The following is a 17554-nucleotide window of genomic DNA, read 5'->3' on the forward strand; positions in this document are numbered from 1 at the left end:
GAGTAAGACTAATTGCTAAAGTAAACCAGAAACCACATCCGCTAACTGCTTAAAAGTGTGAGTTCGCGATGAACTTGGCCGCCAGACTAAACCAATCTCTCGATACGCTTGCTGGCCAGGAGGCTCGATGACCACTAAATTTTGGTTTTCAACTAAGCCATGATTGATTGCCATTTGTGGAATGAAAGTCGTCCCTAAACCATTGGCGACCATCTGCACTAAGGTATGTAAACTGGTTGCGGTAAATGGATTAATTTTCTCTTTGGCGGTCAACTTGCAAGCCGACACAGCATGATCCGTTAAACAGTGCACATTTTCGAGCAAAAACACCGATTCATCAGGCAGGTCAGCATACTTGATTGGCACACGGATGCTATCCATTTGATGACGGCTGATCACCATTTTGAATGGATCAATCCCCACGACTCGGCTCTCCATTTTGCCGATATCGACAGGCAAAGCCAAAATCAACACATCAAGCTCTCCATGACGCAGTGCAGCCAAAAGGTTCGTCGTCGTATCTTCTCGTAATAATAAGTTCAACTTCGGAAAGCGGACATTCACTTCTTGCACTAAATCACACAGTAAAAATGGAGCAATGGTTGGAATACAACCCAGCTTAAGCTGACCTTGCATCTCATCGCCTTGGCAAACCTTGCCGAGTTCCACTAAATCTTGTCCTTTGGCAAGTAACTCTCTTCCTTGGCTAACAACCAGCTCTCCCGCTTGAGTAAACACTAACGGAGCTTTCTTATCCTTTTCATAAAGCGGGCAACCTATTAATTCCTCTAAATTTTGGATCCCTTTACTTAGGGTAGATTGACTAACAAAACAACGTTCAGCGGCATCACTAAAGTGCCGTGTTTCGTAGAGTGTTACTAAATAGTGCAACTGCTTCAAACTGGGCCATTTATTCATCGTTCTACTACTATCTTATTTGAGTGCCGTTTCTGATTCCGTCATTAGAGCTCATCGCTTTTTTCGATGAGACTAATCTATTTATTTCGCTTTTTACTATCCTACAATCTGTACTATAGTTTGTCTCGTTCAAAAACGGACTGGACCAGTGCTCATCACTGGTTTGGAACTAAACCTTATTCTTAGGAGCAAAAAAATGGTACTAGTTGGTCGTAAAGCCCCTGATTTTACTGCAGCAGCTGTTCTTGGTAACGGTGAAATCGTTGATAGCTTCAACTTCGCAGAATTTACTAAAGGTAAGAAAGCGGTTGTTTTCTTCTACCCACTAGACTTCACTTTCGTTTGCCCATCAGAGCTTATCGCTTTTGACAAACGCTTCGAAGATTTCCAAGCGAAAGGCGTTGAAGTAATCGGTGTATCTATCGATTCTCAATTCTCTCACAACGCATGGCGTAATACCGCTATCGAAAACGGTGGCATTGGCCAAGTAAAATACCCGCTAATCGCTGACGTGAAGCACGAAATCTGTAAAGCGTACGATGTTGAGCACCCAGAAGCAGGCGTTGCTTTCCGTGGTTCTTTCCTCATCGACGAAGATGGTCTTGTACGTCACCAAGTTGTGAACGACCTACCACTAGGCCGTAACATCGACGAAATGCTACGTATGGTTGATGCGCTTAACTTCCACCAAAAGAATGGTGAAGTGTGCCCAGCACAGTGGGAAGAAGGCAAAGCCGGTATGGATGCATCTCCAAAAGGTGTTGCAGCATTCCTAGCTGAGCACTCAGACGACCTAGGCAAGAAATAATTCTCCTTAGCCCGCGCTCAAATCGGGTCAATGGTTGGACATATAATAAAGCGTAAAACGCATCGCCAATCAGTTAAGAAGTAAAGTCCTTATCCAAGCCCAAAGCTAACGCTTTGGGCTTTTTCGTTGTCGTTCATTTAGCGAAAATGAGGCAGCATTGATTGGTAAACTTTACCCCTATTTCTCACCTCAATCACACAGACGTCACTACTCTAACTTGCTAACATTAACCAAATTTTTCCAGCAGGATTTTGCTATGAATATTCAAGTTGAAGTGTGTATTGATAATATTGAATCGCTACACAACGCCATTAAAGGCGGGGCTACTCGCATTGAATTGTGTTCGTCGCTCGCATTGGGTGGACTGACGCCCAGCTTTGGTTTAATGAAAAAGGCCGCGCAAATATCGAGCGTTCCTGTTTACGCGATGATTCGTCCGCGTCAAGGCGACTTTCTTTATGATCAGGATGATCTCGATTCGATGTTGATCGATATCGAGATGGCAAAACAGGCGGGACTAGACGGCATCGTCTTTGGTATTTTGAATCCGAATCGCACCATCAACCTTGAAGCAAGCTTACTGATGATGCAAGCCGCGCAAGGATTGGGTACCACTTTCCACCGTGCGATTGATCAATGCCACAGCTATGAACAAGCGATTGAAGACATTGCAAAATTAGGGTGTGAGCGTGTACTTACTTCCGGGTTAGCGCCAGATGCCTATGCAGGACGAGCCGTAATTGCACACATGGTGAAACTGGCGAATGGTCGATTCTCTATTATGGCTGGGGCTGGCTTAAACGCATCAAACGTGACTGACATTATCCGTGAAACGGGCATCACTGAAGTGCATTTGTCCGGCAAAACCACGCGTGCAAGTAGCATGGATATGATCGCCAATGCGGTGAAAATGGGCCAAGAGTCTGTCGATGACACCTTAATCCCAATTACCGATCCGGCTAAAATCCAAGAGGTATTACGCCAGCTTTCTTAACTTCGGCGACCGTTATGTCTTGATGTAAGGTGAATAACTTTCCTTCACCTTACTTTATCTAAAAGGCTATTTGAGGATGTCATCAATCGATTGTTTACCTAAGTGGCGCACATCCTTACCTTTGACAAAATAGATGATGTATTCGCAGATATTCTGGCAGCGATCGCCCACGCGTTCGATGGCTCGTGCAGACCACATGACTTGTAATATATGTGGGATATTTTTAGGGTCTTCCATCATATAGGTCATCAGTTGGCGGATCACTGCTTCGTATTCGGCATCCAGCTTGTCATCCAAGCGGTACACTTCAGCAGCCGATTCAAGATCCATCCGCGCAAAAGCGTCTAACACTTGGTGCAACATTGCAATGGCTTGCCGGCATAAAGGTTCAAGAGAAACTCGAAATTTGCTCTCTTTAGGTGAAGGGCTTTCGATAGTGACGTAGGCAATTTTGGTGGCAACATCACCAATTCGCTCAAGGTCGGTAATGGTTTTGATGATCGCCATGATCAAGCGCAGATCCTTGGCTGTCGGTTGTCGCTTAGCGATAATACGCGTGCAAGCCTCATCAATAGAGACTTCCATCGCATTCACTTTGTGATCATCCCGAACGACTTTTCTGGCCAAATCGGCATCATCTTTATGCAATGCTTGCATCGCAAAAGAGAGTTGTTGCTCCACCAGCCCGCCCATCGTCAATACATGAGTGCGAATCGATTCAAGTTCAACATTGAACTGTCCTGAAATGTGGCGACCTAGATGCATCATCGTTCCTTTTGAATATCGCTATTGACGAAAGTATTAACCATATCGACCAGTAATATAGTCTTCCGTCTGTTTTTTCAATGGGGAGGTGAAAATAGAGTCAGTATCCGCATACTCAATCAATTTTCCCATATGGATAAAAGCCGTATGGTCGCTCACTCTTGCCGCTTGTTGCATGTTATGCGTCACAATCACCACTGTGTATTTGGTTTTGAGATCGTTAATCAACTCTTCGATGGTCAAAGTAGAAATAGGGTCTAACGCGGACGTTGGCTCATCAAGCAACAGCACCTCTGGCTCAATAGCAATCGCTCTGGCGATCACTAAGCGTTGCTGCTGCCCACCCGAAAGGCCAAATGCATTTTCATGTAGGCGATGCTTCACTTCATCCCATAACGCAGCGGCTCTTAAAGCTCGCTCAACGGAGTCATCTAAAGTACGGCTATTTTTAATTCCTTGTAGACGAAGCCCATACACCACGTTTTCATAAATGGATTTCGGAAATGGGTTAGGTCGTTGGAATACCATCCCCACTCGGCGGCGCAACGTGGCAACATCTACATCTGGGTGATAGACGTTTCTACCATGAAGTTTGACTTCACCTTCAACTCGACACCCTTCGACCAGATCGTTCATCCGGTTAATACAGCGCAGTAAGGTTGACTTACCACAACCGGAAGGGCCGATAAACGCCGTTACTTGTCCTTTGGGAATACGCATTGAGATATGGCTCAGCGCACAAGTCTGTTTATAGAACAGATTCAGATCTTCAATCGCAATCGCCGTTTGTTGATCGCTCAGATTATTGACATCTAACGGGGCGTGATAACCCAAAGTTTGATTGATGGAAAACATAATTAATCTTGCCCTAACGTTCGATATTTCTCACGCAAGTTATTGCGGATACTGATGGCCGTTAAATTCAGTGCCACAATCACTGTCACCAATAAAAATGAAGTGGCGTACACCAGTGGCCTAGCCGCTTCGATGTTGGTCGTTTGGAAACCAACATCGTAAATATGAAAACCTAAGTGCATGAATTTTCGCTCAAGATGTACAAAGGGAAATTCGCCATCCACAGGCAAACTTGACGCCAGTTTGACCACACCCACCAGCATCAAAGGGGCAACCTCACCCGCAGCTCGCGCAATGGCGAGAATAAGCCCAGTAATAATCGCAGGGCTTGCCATCGGCAATACTATGCGCCAAATCGTCTCAAAATGGGTAGCGCCCAATGCTAACGAGCCATGGCGTACTGCGCTGGGAATCCGTGTTAACCCTTCTTCCGTCGTCACAATCACTACGGGTAGAGTTAACACCGCTAATGTGAGCGCCGACCACAGTAAGCCAGGCGTACCAAAAGTGGGGGCTGGTAACCTTTCGCTATAGAGTAGCGTATCAATCGATGAGCCTATGGTGTAAACAAAAAAACCAAGACCAAATACCCCATAAACAATCGATGGCACACCAGCAAGGTTGATAACCGCAACACGAATGATACGAGTAAACAGATTCTCTTTTGCGTATTCGTGCAAATAAATAGCCGCTACAACACCAAGTGGCATGACGATAATCGACATCAACAACACCAACAGCACGGTACCAAAGATGGCTGGAAATACGCCACCTTCAGAGTTCGATTCTCGGGGATCTTCTGATAGGAAGAGCCACACCTGCTTTCCCCACTGGACCAATTTTTGCCCCAAAGTCATATCATTGGGATACCAAATATCGAGAATTTGGCTAAGTGGAATCGCCACTCGTTGCCCACTCATCTCTTCAACAATCAACGACGGCCCATTCATTTGCTGGCGCAGCGCATCTAACTTTTGTTCGGCAATAGCTAATTGGCTATCCAAATCCTGCTTTTTATGAAAATAGTGATCTAAATAGGTTCGTTCTAGCTTTCCATTGAGTTCTTTACGACGCTTCTCTAAACGTAATTTTTCGGCGGCAAAGCCAATGACTCTGATCTCTTGGTCAATCACATCGTCAATTTGCTCTCTCAATAACGCGACATCCTGCATTCCTGCAGCGAGCATGGTTTGAACATCCGAACTCTCGCTTCCATCGGTTTGCACATAAGCAATCGGCTTGCCATAAAACTGTCCGTTACTCTTACGTTCTATTACCGCCCACCCGCTAGGCATTTGTTTATCCGACAGTTTAACATCCAGTATCGAAACAAAGTCCGCATGATTTCGCTCTCGGTTAGCGACTTTGATACTGAGCCGCTTCACTTCCCCAACATCCAGTATGGCTTTGGGCCATGTAATATCTAACGCTCTTAAGTGTGTTAATGGCACATTTTCCTCAGAGTAGAGCTGACCAACCAGTGCTTGCCCCTCTTGAGTTTGCCATTGATAAAGTGGCGTCGGCCAAAAATAGGTTAATCCTTTCCAACCAATAAATAGGAGCAAGCCCAATACCGAAATCAGGCTGATGCTGACAGCACCGCCTGTTAACCATATCCAAGGTGAACCTGATTGAAACCACTTAAACATTTGTGATGATTTTTCCCAATTGATTACAAAGCACCTTGATTACAAAGCGCGATATTTGGCACGCAACCTTTGTCTGACCCATTCAGCAATCGAGTTCACACAAAAGGTGAACATGAGTAGCAATAGTGCCGCTAAAAAAAGCAACCGATAATGGGAGTTCCCCACTTCCGACTCTGGTAACTCAACCGCAATCGTTGCCGATAAGGTGCGCATCCCTTCTAAAATATTCCAATCTAAAATGGGTGTATTACCCGTCGCCATAAGAACGATCATTGTTTCTCCGACGGCTCGCCCCAAACCCATCATGATCGCCGAGAATATGCCAGGACTTGCCGTTAACAACACGACTTTGGTTAATGTCTGCCAAGGTGTTGCGCCTAATGCTAATGACCCATCAGAAAGATGTTTAGGTACGGAAAAGATCGCATCTTCCGCAATAGTGAAAATGGTTGGAATGACGGCAAAGCCCATCGCAAAACCAACCACCAGCGCATTACGCTGATCAAAATCGATGCCGTTTTGCGCGAGATAAATCTGAATATCGCCATCAAATAGCCAAACTTCAATTTGGCTGCTATACGAAAAGATAACCACTGCACTAACGACTAATACGGGGATTAGTATCAATGCGTGCCACCCATTTGAAAAATTTCGCACCCATGCTCTCGGTAACAGGTGCCAACCTAGCCCAACGAGTAACATCACAATGGGTAAAAATAGCAGCAGCGCTCCGACCGCCGCGAGATGGCTTTCAATTAATGGTGCAAACCACAACCCCGCTAAAAAACCAATAATGACGGTTGGTAACGCTTCCATCAATTCAATCGACGGCTTCACCACTCGGCGCATTCTCGGTGACATAAAATAAGCCGTGTAAATCGCGCCAAACACCGCAATCGGTATTGCAAATAACATTGCGTATGCTGCGGCCTTAAGAGTGCCAAAGGCTATCGGTACTAGGCTAAACTTAGGCTCAAATTCATCGTTCGCTGACGTCGATTGCCACACATATTGAGGCTCTGGATAACTTTCGTACCACACTTTTTGCCACAATGACGAGAGTGATATTTCAGGATAATCATTATCCACTTTTGCCACGCTGATCTTCTGCTCGCTTAACGTAGCGAGATAAAGCTCATTATTGGACATGGCGGCCAATTGAGGGGCTTTGTTGTACATCCTCTCAAACAACACCAGTTTTTCACTGGTCGTATAATGACTTTGGATTGTGCCATTAGGGTAGAAACTGTAAAAACCTTTGCGATAAGTATCCGGCAGTAACAGCGTCACCTGCGGCGCTAATTTAAACTTACGAATCTGCGTCAGTTGACGTTCTTCATTTTGCAGCACATCAAACCATTGTGACACTAAGCCGTTACGGTGAGTCACCAGTAGCGAATAAGCACCGGACAATAAGTTGATTTGTGTCACGGCTCGATCGGAATTACCTTGGCTTAAATCAACCACTTCTCGCACGAAATAACCTTGACGACTCTTAACGGCAACAACCAATTCGGACCCTGAGCGAAGATAAAGCGTTTTACCATCTGGCGTAAAAAGCAATTGGTCCAAAGAAGGAAATGAGCCTTGAAACACAAAGCGCTGAATTGGCTCGACGTTATCACTCGTTAAGGTTTGTACTATCACCTCATCATTATCGAGATAAGAAGCGAAGAAAAGTGCCTCATCAGTAACAGCGAAGGCAAACTGGCGTAACGTTTGCGTTTTATGAGTCAGCCGAAATGTAGAGGGTAAACTGACGCGCTCAAGATAAGGAGAAAACTGGCGACCTTCCACGCTATGCAGATAACTGAATTTAGGGCGAGCAATAAAGACCTCTCCCGCCACATTGCTAGCGGCAAACCACCCATCCAGCGGGGGAGCTTGGCTAAAAAGATCAACGCGAATGGGGAGACTATCCGACCACAATGCGTGTTCCGTTTTGCCGTCCAAGGGCCAAAAGTTCATGCTGCCGTCAAGGTCAACAACAAAGGCATTCTCGCCGTATTCATCTATGGCCAAAAATTGAGGATTGGAAGTGGTTATACTCACTTGCGCCACGTTCCTTTCAATTTTTGCGCTACCAAAAAGAGGGAAAACAACCATCGCAAGATAGACAAAAATCAGCACTAAAGCGCCAAGTACACTCACGCCACCAAAACTCACTGCAAGGCGAACCAAACGGTCTTTTATCAACCGTTTTCTGTCACGTTCCTTCAATGAAAATTCACTTGGTGCCATTGCTCTCTCTACCCTTTTTCCTGTCTGCGTATAATATGTAATTTTCGTGACAAGTATATTACAACTCGCAATAAACGACTGAAAATAAAACAACTATACTCAACTTGCCTACTTGAAATAAAAATGTCACATAAAAGGCATAGTTTGCATAATCATCAATACCCGAATTGATTGCTGTGCAGAATCGCACAATCAGCACACAGAGGGTGAGTCAGTAAAAAACGTCAATTGAGTTAAAAGGTAACATGAATGAGTACGGACAAGTTGTATATCGACAAGGAATTGAGCTGGCTTTCGTTTAATGAACGCGTATTGCAAGAAGCCGCAGATAAAACCGTGCCTTTAATCGAGAGAATACGGTTTTTAGGTATTTTTTCTAACAATCTGGATGAGTTCTATAAAGTTCGCTTTTCCGATGTAAAACGGCAAATTTTGATCAACCGAGAACGTGGTGGTAACGATACTACCAAGCATTTGCTGACACGAATGCAAAGTAAGGCGTTCAAACTCAACCAAGATTTCGACAATCTCTATAATGAGCTTATTTTAGAAATGGCACGTCGCCGTATCTTCTTGGTTAATGAAACGCAGTTGGATGAGACTCAGAAAAAATGGATCACTAAGTATTTCCATAAAGAAGTGCGCCCGCATATTACACCGCTGCTCATGACTGACGACATTGATGTCATGCAATTTTTGAAAGATGAATACGCCTACATTGCCGTTGATCTCAAACACAATGACCGCAGCCAATATGCGCTGATTGAAATCCCGACAGACCACCTACCGCGCTTTGTCATGGTGCCGGAGCAAAAGGGCAAACGCCGCAAAACCATCATCTTATTGGACAACATCATTCGCCACTGCCTAGATGAGATTTTCCGCGGATTTTTTGACTATGAAGAGCTCACGGGTTACGCGATGAAAATGACACGTGATGCGGAATATGACTTGCGACGGGAAGTCGAATACAGTTTGTTAGAACAGATGTCAGAAGGGTTGAATCAACGCTTAAGTGCTATGCCCGTACGCTTTGTTTATGAACGAGAAATGCCGACAAAAATGCTTAAATTTTTGTGCGAAAAACTCAAAATATCGCACTATGATAGCCTTCTTCCTGGTGGTCGTTACCATAACTTTAAAGATTTTATTGGGTTCCCAAACGTGGGGCGTGACTATTTAGAAAACAAGCCGCTACCACCCATGCAATGTGCTGACTTTGAAGGTTTTGCCAATGCATTTGATGCGATTCGCGCTCAGGATATTCTACTTCACTATCCTTACCACTCATTTGAACACATTACCGAGTTGGTAAGACAAGCGTCGTTTGATCCCAAAGTGATCAGCATCAAAATCAATATTTATCGTGTTGCCAAAGATTCTCGCCTAATGAACTCGCTCGTCGATGCGGTACACAATGGCAAACGAGTAGTGGTAGTGGTTGAGTTACAAGCACGGTTTGATGAAGAAGCCAACATTGAATGGTCACGTATTTTAACCGAAGCGGGGGTCCAAGTAATTTTCGGGGCTCCCGGATTAAAAATTCACTCTAAATTGCTACTCATTAGCCGCAAAGAACAGGATAATATCGTTCGCTACGCACACGTAGGCACGGGCAACTTCCATGAAAAAACCGCCCGTATCTATACGGACTTTTCACTCCTGACCGCCGACAATGAAATTGCTACCGAAGTACGAAACGTGTTTGGCTATATTGAAAACCCTTACCGCCCAGTTAAATTTAGCCATCTCATTGTGTCGCCAAGAAACTCTCGTATTCAGCTTTATCGATTAATCGACAGTGAAATCGCCAATGTGAAACTTGGCAAAAAAGCCGCAATCACTTTAAAGTTAAATAACTTAGTGGATAAAGGGTTAATCAATAAACTGTATGGCGCAAGCAGCGCGGGCGTACAAATTAAGATGATCGTCCGGGGCATGTGTTCGCTGGTTCCGGGAATTGAGGGCGTGAGTGACAATATCAAAATCATCAGCATCGTTGATCGCTTTTTGGAACACCCTCGTGTCATTATTACGCACAATGATGGCAACCCGCTGGTGTATATCTCCTCTGCCGACTGGATGACGCGCAATATCGATCATCGTATCGAAGTAACGACACCAATTCGTGACCCACGTTTGAAACAGCGTATGATTGACATTATGAATTTACAATTTACCGATACAGTGAAAGCGCGCTGGATAGACAAAGAGATGAGCAATAATTATGTAGAACGTGGTAACCGTAAAAAAGTGCGTTCACAATTTGCCATCTACGACTATCTTAAGAATGTAGAAAGACAGACCAGAAAGAGCAAAGAACCCTTACATGACAATCAACCCAACTAATACTATTCGCGATATTGCGGCCATCGATTTAGGCTCTAACAGCTTTCATATGGTGGTGGCCAAAGTCGTCGATCAAGATCTGCAACTGGTGAGCCGCCATAAGCAACGTGTACGCTTGGCGGCTGGGTTAGATGAACAAAAAAATTTGGATGCCGATGCCATAGAGCGAGGGCTTGAATGCTTAGCGATGTTTGCCGAGCGGTTGCAAGGTTTCGAACCTGAAAACGTGCGCATCGCGGCCACGCATACGCTGCGTCAAGCCAATAATGCTCATACATTCTTACAACGAGCCAAACAGGTACTGCCTTTCCCTATTGAAATCATTCCCGGAGCTGAGGAAGCACGCTTAATTTATTTAGGCGTGGCACATACTCAACCTCAAGCAGCGTCTATGTTGGTGGTGGATATCGGTGGCGGCAGTACCGAGATGGTGATTGGCCAAGGGTTTGATCCAGACCTAATCAACAGCAAGCAAATGGGATGCGTCAGCTATACCGACCGTTACTTCGCTGATGGTAGGCTTTCAAGCAGAAACTTCGCTCATGCGATATTAGCCGCCGAGCAAAAAATCGAATCTATTGCGGCGAAATATCGCAAAAAAGGGTGGGAAGTCGCCTTCGGCTCGTCAGGAACCATCAAAGCCATTCACGAAGTACTGATTGGTTTGGGCTTTGATGATGGCATCATCACGCTTGAGCGAGTCAATAAACTCATTGAAAAACTCTGTGAATGGCAAAGTATTGATGAGATCGAACTCAGCGCGTTGACTGACGATAGAAAACCCGTTTTTGCTGCGGGAGTTGCCATTTTAAGCGCGGTTTTAAAATCGCTGCGTGTGAAAGAGATGCATTTTTCTGATGGTGCATTACGAGAAGGCTTGCTTTATGAGATGGAAGATCGCTTCAAGTATTCCGATATCCGTTTACGCACCACTGAAAACCTCGCGATGAAACATCTAGTTGACTTAGAGCATGCCGCTAAAGTCAAAGGCCATGCAAAAGAGTTTCTACAGAATGTGACCCCAGAGCTAGGATTGAAAAAAGGCAGCGAACTGTTTGATCTTTTGGAATGGGGAGCGTTATTGCATGAGGTGGGATTGAGCATCAACTTACAAGGCTTTCACCGACACTCTGCTTATATTCTGCGTCACACCAACATGCCCGGTTTTAACAGCGAGCAACAGCAAGTGCTGTCGACCTTAGCACGCTTTCAACGCAAATCCCTCAAGCTGCAAGAAATGAATGATTTTACGCTGTTTAAGAAAAAGCACATCATTGGCCTCATCCGCGTGTTGCGTTTAGCGATTGTTGTCAATAGCCAACGTAATGATGATCCTCTTCCTGAGTTAACGCTCAGTGCAAAAGATGATGAGTGGAAACTAGAATGTGAAGACGCCAATTGGTTAGAAAATAATAAATTATTACATGCGGATCTGATGTGCGAACAACAGTATTGGCGAAGTGTCGGTTGGCAGCTCAATGTTTAATTTGAATTGGGTTTGATTAAAAAAATAGCGAGCGAACAGCTCGTTATTTTATGCCCACTTTGGCTAGTTCTTGCAAAGCAAACTCGGCACTGACAGGCACATAACCATCTTTCCCAACGATCGCTTGTCCTTGCTTAGAAAAAATGAAACGGATAAATTCTCGCTGCATGGGTGGCAGATCCTGATTAGGATGTTTATTCACATACACATACAAATAGCGAGATAACGGATAAGCACCTGATAGAATATTTTCATAACTTGCGGCAATAAACTGATCGCCTTGTTTGGCTATCGGAATCAATTTCACACCAGAAACCTGATAACCAACACCAGAATAACCGATAGTGTTGATCGACGAAGCAACCGATTGTACAACCGATGCCGATCCCGGCTGCTCGTTTACTCCCTTTTTGAAATCGCCACCACACAGTGCATTTTGTTTGAAATAGCCATAAGTTCCCGACACCGAATTTCGGCCAAACAGTTGAATTCCTCGCTTAGCCCAATCCTCATCAACGCCCAATTGCGCCCAAGTATTGATCGGTTGTGTTGCACCGCAGCGCAACGTGGATGAGAAAATACTGTCTAATTGAGTAAAATTAAGCCCTTTGATTGAATTATCTCGATGTACAAAAATACCAATGGCATCTATCGCAACCCGCAATGCCGTCGGCTTATAACCGTGTGCGCGTTCAAATGCTTCAATCTCACGACCACGCATCGGTCGACTCATTGGGCCAAATTGCGCCGTTCCTTCAGTTAAAGCAGGAGGAGCAGTGGAAGAACCTGAGGCTTGAACTTGAGCATTGATATTGGGGTAGATCGTCTTAAACTCTTCAACCCAGAGCGTCGTCATTCCTGCCAGGGTGTCTGACCCCACTGAAAGTAAACTACCAGCAACACCGTTAGTTTTTGAGTAATCCACGAGCGGCTGAGCGATCACGGCGTTCGTGGTAACCAGCAAGTAAAAATAGAGAAAGGCTGTAAATATGCGATGTATCATGACAGCACAACCAAACGTTTAGGCAAAATAAAAGAGAATTTGCTGCCAACACCCACTTCACTGTGAATCTGCAAATGCGTGTCATGATGTGACAATGCATGCTTAACAATCGCGAGCCCAAGCCCACTTCCTCCAGTATCTCGCGAACGTGCTTTATCTACACGATAAAAACGTTCCGTTAAACGATGTAAATGCTGTGGCTCAATCCCTTCCCCTTTATCCACCACGTCTAAACAAGCACCTTGCGCGTTTTGATACCAACGCACATTAATTTCCGCTCCCGGAGGCGTATATTTGACGGCGTTATAAACAAGGTTTGATATAGCACTGCGCAGTTGATCTTCATCGGCCAATACTTTAAGTCGCTTATCGACATCAAAATGCAGTCGGTGATGATGATCGCCACTTAAACTGATCGCTTCTTTTTCAAGTACTTCCAACATAGCCGGAACATCAACCACTTCATCCAACTCATGCATAGGCGCCGCTTCAATTTTTGACAACGTCAGCAGTTGATTGACTAAACTGTTCATACGGTTTAACTGCTCAGTCATCACTCCATGTGCCTTAGGCCACATAGGCCCTACCAGCATGTCAGGGTCTTCTGTCATTTCAAGATACCCTTGCAACACCGTCATCGGCGTTCTCAGTTCATGAGAAACGTTAGCAAAGAAATTTCGGCGCATGCCTTCTAACTGTTTCAATTGAGTGACATCACGCACAACCATCAAATGCTCACCTTCTGTGTAAGGCACAATACGCAGCTCTAACATGCGCTCAACATTAAGTGGAGAGCGCATTTCAAGTGGTTCTGTGAAATCATCTTTTTGCAGATATTTGATAAAATCAGGGGCACGCAATAAATTTGAGATAGGTTGACCTGCATCATCTGGCCAGCGAAAACCGAGCAGGTGTTGTGCAAGTCGGTTACACCAAACAATGTTCCCTTCGTCACGGAACACCACCACCGCATCGGGTAGCGATTCAGCCCCGTTACGAAAGCGGCGGATCAAATTGGTCAGTTCTTTGCGTTTTTTACGTTGGCGTTGCTGTAAACGATAAATCCCATTAAACAGGTATTCCCAATTTCCAGTCCCGGAAGGCGGCGTTAAACGTTTTTCATCCCACAACCAAGCCGACAAGCGCATTTGGTTATGCAAATGCCAAATCAGTTGCAACGCCGTAGCCGCTAGCAGCAGCCAAGCCATATGGCCAAAGATCCAGCCAACGATAATCCAAGGAGAGTAAAAAAAAGCCAGCTCCCAAGCCAGCCTTTTCCACGTTAAACGTTCAACCATTTCGTACCTTAATTAATCCTTTATGTTCTGGATGAAAAGCGATAACCGGCACCACGTACTGTTTGAATTAATTTATCGTGGCCAGCCTCTTCTAACGCTTTTCTCAGACGGCGTATATGAACATCGACAGTGCGGTCTTCAACATAAACGTTGGTACCCCACACATTGTTCAATAACTGCTCACGGCTATAGACGCGTTCTTGGTGCGTCATAAAGAAGTGTAGCATTTTGAATTCCGTCGGCCCCATCTCTAAGGCATTATCATTAGCCGTTACTCGATGAGAGACAGGATCTAACTTCAATCCTTGCACGTCGATCACATCTTCCAGTGCTGTCGGTGTGACGCGTCGGATAACCGCTTTCAAACGAGCTACTAACTCTTTAGGCGAAAAAGGTTTGGTTATGTAATCATCCGCACCCACTTCAAGGCCACGAACTTTATCTTCTTCTTCACCACGGGCGGTTAACATCACAACAGGAATGTTACGTGTTAATTCTTCACGCTTCATATGCTTAATAAAGTTGATACCACTCCCGCCGGGCAACATCCAATCTAATAACACAAGATCGGGAAAGGGTTCAGCCAGTTTACTCACCGCCGTGTCGTAATCTTCCGCTTCAACAGCTTGATAACCTTTTTGCTCAAGCACGAAACACAACATTTCGCGAATGGGTGCTTCGTCTTCAACAACCAGAATCCTTCTAGACATTTGAATAACCTTTCTATGTAATCAACGCTATGCATTATGGGAAACAATTATGACACTTTTGTGACCTTTGCAAACAATTTTTCATATAAGTTTCTTATCAAGTTCATGATTATATTTTGAAATTGATTTAAGACTTTAGCTTTCAAATCCCCTATCATGTTGCGTCTTCTAATTAAGTAAGAGAAAGAATATGTGGTTTAAAAACTGTATGGTTTATCGTGTTAATCGCGATGTAGAATTCAACGCCGATCAGCTCGAAAAACAACTGGCCGAATTTCGTTTTACGCCATGCGGCAGCCAAGATAAGCAAAAATTTGGTTGGGTTAACGCAATGGGTAAACACGGCGACATGATGACCCACGTTTCTGAAGACCGTATTCTGATCTGCGCGAAAAAAGAAGAAAAGATGTTACCTGCTTCGGTCATTAAAGATTCTTTGAATGCCAAAGTTGAAGCGATGGAAGTGGAAGAAGGGCGACCTCTCAAGAAAAAGGAGAAGGAAAGCCTCAAGGAAGATATTGTCATCGATCTCCTACCTAGAGCATTTAGCCGCAGCAATCTCACCTTTGTGCTTATCCTACCCAAGCAAGGCTTCATTTTAGTCGATGCCGCAAGCTACAAAAAAGCTGAAGACGTTTTGGCGCTGCTACGCAAAACCATGGGTAGCCTACCCGTAGTACCTGCGATCCCAGAACAAGCGGTAGAAACAACACTTACTCAGTGGGTTAAAAGTGGCGAACTACCACAAGGGTTTAGCTTGTTGGATGAAGCTGAATTAAAGTCGTTATTAGAAGATGGCGCAGTGATCCGTTGTAAGAAACAAGAACTGACAAGCGATGAGATCTTAAGCCATATTGAAGCCAATAAAGTCGTCACTAAACTGGCATTGAACTGGCAAGATCGCCTGAGCTTTATTCTGGCTGAAGATTGTAGCATTAAGCGTTTGGCATTTAGCGATGAGCTCAAAGAACAAAATGAAGATATTCCACGAGAAGAGCAAGCGGCTCGCTTTGATGCCGATTTCTCATTAATGTGTGGTGAAATGTCGGCATTTTTGCCTAACTTATTTGACGTTCTCGGCGGCCTTCCTCACCCGAACGCTTAACAAAAGCATCATGCAAAAGCCCAATACCCTTAAAAGTGTTGGGCTTTTTTGTATCGCTTACGATCCCTACTAGGCATAAGGTTATTTTTAACGTAAAATTTGCGCCCCTCCAATACCATCAGGTGGTATTGGCCTGACTTGAGATCAGATTAGAGAAAAACAATGAGCACACACACCCCTTTTGTCCCCGAGCTACTATCACCGGCGGGCAGTCTAAAAAACATGCGTTATGCGTTTGCTTACGGTGCAGATGCCGTTTATGCCGGCCAACCTCGTTATAGCCTTCGTGTACGCAACAACGAATTTAACCATGAAAACCTGCAAATCGGTATCGATGAAGCACATGCTTTGGGTAAAAAATTGTACGTGGTTTGTAATATTCAACCCCACAACTCAAAACTTAAGACATTCATCCGAGATCTAAAGCCTGTGGTTGAAATGGGACCAGATGCGCTCATTATGTCTGACCCTGGGCTTATCATGATGGTTCGTGAAGCATTTCCTGAAATGCCTATTCACCTTTCAGTTCAAGCCAATGCTGTTAACTGGGCAACAGTTAAGTTCTGGGCATCACAAGGCGTTGAACGAGTGATTCTATCACGCGAACTTTCGTTGGAAGAAATTGAAGAAATTCGTGAGCAATGTCCAACGACCGAACTCGAAATTTTTGTTCATGGCGCATTATGCATGGCTTATTCAGGTCGCTGTCTATTGTCTGGCTACATTAATAAACGTGATCCAAACCAAGGAACATGCACCAATGCATGTCGTTGGGAATACAAAGTTGAATCAGCCAAAGAAGACGAAACAGGTCAAATTGTCGAGAAATTTGATCCAGTAGCAGTTCAAACTATCGAGATACAAGAAGAGCGCCCTGATAATACACTTGGTTTAGGCAAACCGATTGATGATGTGGTTTTGCTTTCAGAAAGCCATCGTCCAGAAGAGAAGATGGCCGCTTTTGAAGACGAACATGGCACCTACATTATGAACTCAAAAGATCTACGAGCCGTACAGCATGTAGAACGATTGACGAAAATGGGCGTGCATTCATTAAAAATAGAAGGCCGTACTAAATCTTTCTATTATTGCGCTCGTACAGCTCAAGTGTACCGCAAAGCAATTGATGACGCAGTTTCAGGTAAACCATTTGACGAAAGCCTGATGGGCACGTTAGAAAGCCTTGCACACCGTGGCTATACCGAAGGTTTCTTGCGACGCCATACACACGATACTTATCAAAACTACGACTATGGCTATTCAGTCTCAGATTCACAGCAATTTGTTGGCGAATTTACGGGTAAACGTCGTGGTGAAATGGCTGAAGTTGAAGTTAAAAACAAGTTTATCTTAGGTGATAGTTTAGAGCTGAT

14 protein-coding genes are annotated in these 17554 nt (G+C 44.6%); 6 read left to right on the forward strand and 8 right to left on the reverse strand.

Annotation, left to right across the window (positions count from 1 at the left end):
* Positions 1-15 precede the first annotated feature (15 nt).
* The gene (locus AACQ17_RS14495; RefSeq protein WP_013857512.1) at positions 16-918 is read right to left on the reverse strand and encodes a hydrogen peroxide-inducible genes activator; all 903 of its coding nucleotides are present in this window, start codon (positions 916-918) and stop codon (positions 16-18) included.
* Between the two features lie 196 nt (positions 919-1114).
* Between AACQ17_RS14495 and AACQ17_RS14500 the strand changes: the two genes are divergently transcribed.
* Positions 1115-1726, forward strand: a complete 612-nt coding sequence (locus AACQ17_RS14500; protein WP_010320425.1) for a peroxiredoxin C — start codon at positions 1115-1117, stop codon at positions 1724-1726.
* A 157-nt stretch (positions 1727-1883) separates the two neighbouring features.
* Positions 1884-2720 carry a copper homeostasis protein CutC gene (locus AACQ17_RS14505; protein WP_094147608.1) on the forward strand — a complete coding sequence of 279 codons (837 nt, stop codon included), beginning with the start codon at positions 1884-1886 and terminating at the stop codon, positions 2718-2720.
* Between the two features lie 66 nt (positions 2721-2786).
* Here AACQ17_RS14505 and phoU read toward each other — a convergent pair whose 3' ends face one another.
* From phoU to AACQ17_RS14525, 4 genes are read right to left on the reverse strand one after another with little or no spacing between them, the layout of a single operon-like run.
* The gene (phoU, locus tag AACQ17_RS14510) at positions 2787-3485 is read right to left on the reverse strand and encodes a phosphate signaling complex protein PhoU (RefSeq protein ID WP_010320427.1); all 699 of its coding nucleotides are present in this window, start codon (positions 3483-3485) and stop codon (positions 2787-2789) included.
* 36 nt (positions 3486-3521) lie between these two features.
* Positions 3522-4340, reverse strand: a complete 819-nt coding sequence (gene pstB, locus AACQ17_RS14515) for a phosphate ABC transporter ATP-binding protein PstB (RefSeq protein WP_010320428.1) — start codon at positions 4338-4340, stop codon at positions 3522-3524.
* Between the two features lie 2 nt (positions 4341-4342).
* Positions 4343-5989 carry a phosphate ABC transporter permease PstA gene (gene pstA / locus AACQ17_RS14520; protein WP_094147607.1) on the reverse strand — a complete coding sequence of 549 codons (1647 nt, stop codon included), beginning with the start codon at positions 5987-5989 and terminating at the stop codon, positions 4343-4345.
* Between the two features lie 39 nt (positions 5990-6028).
* A complete protein-coding gene (locus AACQ17_RS14525) occupies positions 6029-8230 on the reverse strand; it encodes an ABC transporter permease subunit (RefSeq protein ID WP_094132127.1) in 2202 nt (733 codons plus the stop codon).
* A 249-nt stretch (positions 8231-8479) separates the two neighbouring features.
* Between AACQ17_RS14525 and ppk1 the strand changes: the two genes are divergently transcribed.
* Both ppk1 and ppx read left to right on the forward strand, forming a co-directional pair.
* Complete coding sequence (ppk1, locus tag AACQ17_RS14530; RefSeq protein WP_094147606.1) at positions 8480-10579, forward strand: polyphosphate kinase 1; 2100 nt, start codon at positions 8480-8482, stop codon at positions 10577-10579.
* Positions 10560-12065 carry an exopolyphosphatase gene (gene ppx, locus AACQ17_RS14535; RefSeq protein ID WP_017046241.1) on the forward strand — a complete coding sequence of 502 codons (1506 nt, stop codon included), beginning with the start codon at positions 10560-10562 and terminating at the stop codon, positions 12063-12065. The genes ppk1 and ppx overlap by 20 nt, the downstream gene beginning before the upstream one ends.
* A 43-nt stretch (positions 12066-12108) precedes the next feature.
* On the opposite strand, the gene AACQ17_RS14540 is transcribed toward ppx, so the two are convergent.
* From AACQ17_RS14540 to phoB, 3 genes are read right to left on the reverse strand one after another with little or no spacing between them, the layout of a single operon-like run.
* Positions 12109-13068, reverse strand: a complete 960-nt coding sequence (locus tag AACQ17_RS14540) for a PstS family phosphate ABC transporter substrate-binding protein (RefSeq protein WP_094147740.1) — start codon at positions 13066-13068, stop codon at positions 12109-12111.
* The gene (phoR, locus tag AACQ17_RS14545; RefSeq protein WP_013857521.1) at positions 13065-14366 is read right to left on the reverse strand and encodes a phosphate regulon sensor histidine kinase PhoR; all 1302 of its coding nucleotides are present in this window, start codon (positions 14364-14366) and stop codon (positions 13065-13067) included. The genes AACQ17_RS14540 and phoR overlap by 4 nt, the downstream gene beginning before the upstream one ends.
* Positions 14367-14386: 20 nt before the next feature.
* Positions 14387-15076: a phosphate regulon transcriptional regulator PhoB gene (gene phoB / locus AACQ17_RS14550; protein WP_013857522.1), complete on the reverse strand. Its 690-nt coding sequence runs from the start codon at positions 15074-15076 to the stop codon at positions 14387-14389.
* A gap of 190 nt (positions 15077-15266) precedes the next feature.
* Between phoB and rdgC the strand changes: the two genes are divergently transcribed.
* Together rdgC and trhP are read left to right on the forward strand one after the other, a co-directional pair.
* Complete coding sequence (gene rdgC / locus AACQ17_RS14555; RefSeq protein WP_047689059.1) at positions 15267-16181, forward strand: recombination-associated protein RdgC; 915 nt, start codon at positions 15267-15269, stop codon at positions 16179-16181.
* Positions 16182-16343: 162 nt separating this feature from the next.
* Positions 16344-17554, forward strand: a 1211-nt coding sequence (gene trhP, locus AACQ17_RS14560) for a prephenate-dependent tRNA uridine(34) hydroxylase TrhP (RefSeq protein ID WP_094167820.1), incomplete at its 3' end; no start/stop codon positions are given.

This window comes from Vibrio sp. V10_P2A27P122, from assembly GCF_963874335.1.
GTDB classification, from domain to species: Bacteria; Pseudomonadota; Gammaproteobacteria; order Enterobacterales; family Vibrionaceae; genus Vibrio; species Vibrio anguillarum.

What these genes read in the sequence shown, in the direction of transcription:
- AACQ17_RS14495 (WP_013857512.1), bottom strand. Translation starts at nt 918, where the DNA reads ATGAATAAATGGCCCAGTTTGAAGCAGTTGCACTATTTAGTAACACTC.
- AACQ17_RS14500 (WP_010320425.1), top strand. Translation starts at nt 1,115, where the DNA reads ATGGTACTAGTTGGTCGTAAAGCCCCTGATTTTACTGCAGCAGCTGTT.
- phoU (WP_010320427.1), bottom strand. Translation starts at nt 3,485, where the DNA reads ATGCATCTAGGTCGCCACATTTCAGGACAGTTCAATGTTGAACTTGAA.
- pstB (WP_010320428.1), bottom strand. Translation starts at nt 4,340, where the DNA reads ATGTTTTCCATCAATCAAACTTTGGGTTATCACGCCCCGTTAGATGTC.
- pstA (WP_094147607.1), bottom strand. Translation starts at nt 5,989, where the DNA reads ATGTTTAAGTGGTTTCAATCAGGTTCACCTTGGATATGGTTAACAGGC.
- AACQ17_RS14525 (WP_094132127.1), bottom strand. Translation starts at nt 8,230, where the DNA reads ATGGCACCAAGTGAATTTTCATTGAAGGAACGTGACAGAAAACGGTTG.
- ppk1 (WP_094147606.1), top strand. Translation starts at nt 8,480, where the DNA reads ATGAGTACGGACAAGTTGTATATCGACAAGGAATTGAGCTGGCTTTCG.
- ppx (WP_017046241.1), top strand. Translation starts at nt 10,560, where the DNA reads ATGACAATCAACCCAACTAATACTATTCGCGATATTGCGGCCATCGAT.
- AACQ17_RS14540 (WP_094147740.1), bottom strand. Translation starts at nt 13,068, where the DNA reads ATGATACATCGCATATTTACAGCCTTTCTCTATTTTTACTTGCTGGTT.
- phoR (WP_013857521.1), bottom strand. Translation starts at nt 14,366, where the DNA reads ATGGTTGAACGTTTAACGTGGAAAAGGCTGGCTTGGGAGCTGGCTTTT.
- phoB (WP_013857522.1), bottom strand. Translation starts at nt 15,076, where the DNA reads ATGTCTAGAAGGATTCTGGTTGTTGAAGACGAAGCACCCATTCGCGAA.
- rdgC (WP_047689059.1), top strand. Translation starts at nt 15,267, where the DNA reads ATGTGGTTTAAAAACTGTATGGTTTATCGTGTTAATCGCGATGTAGAA.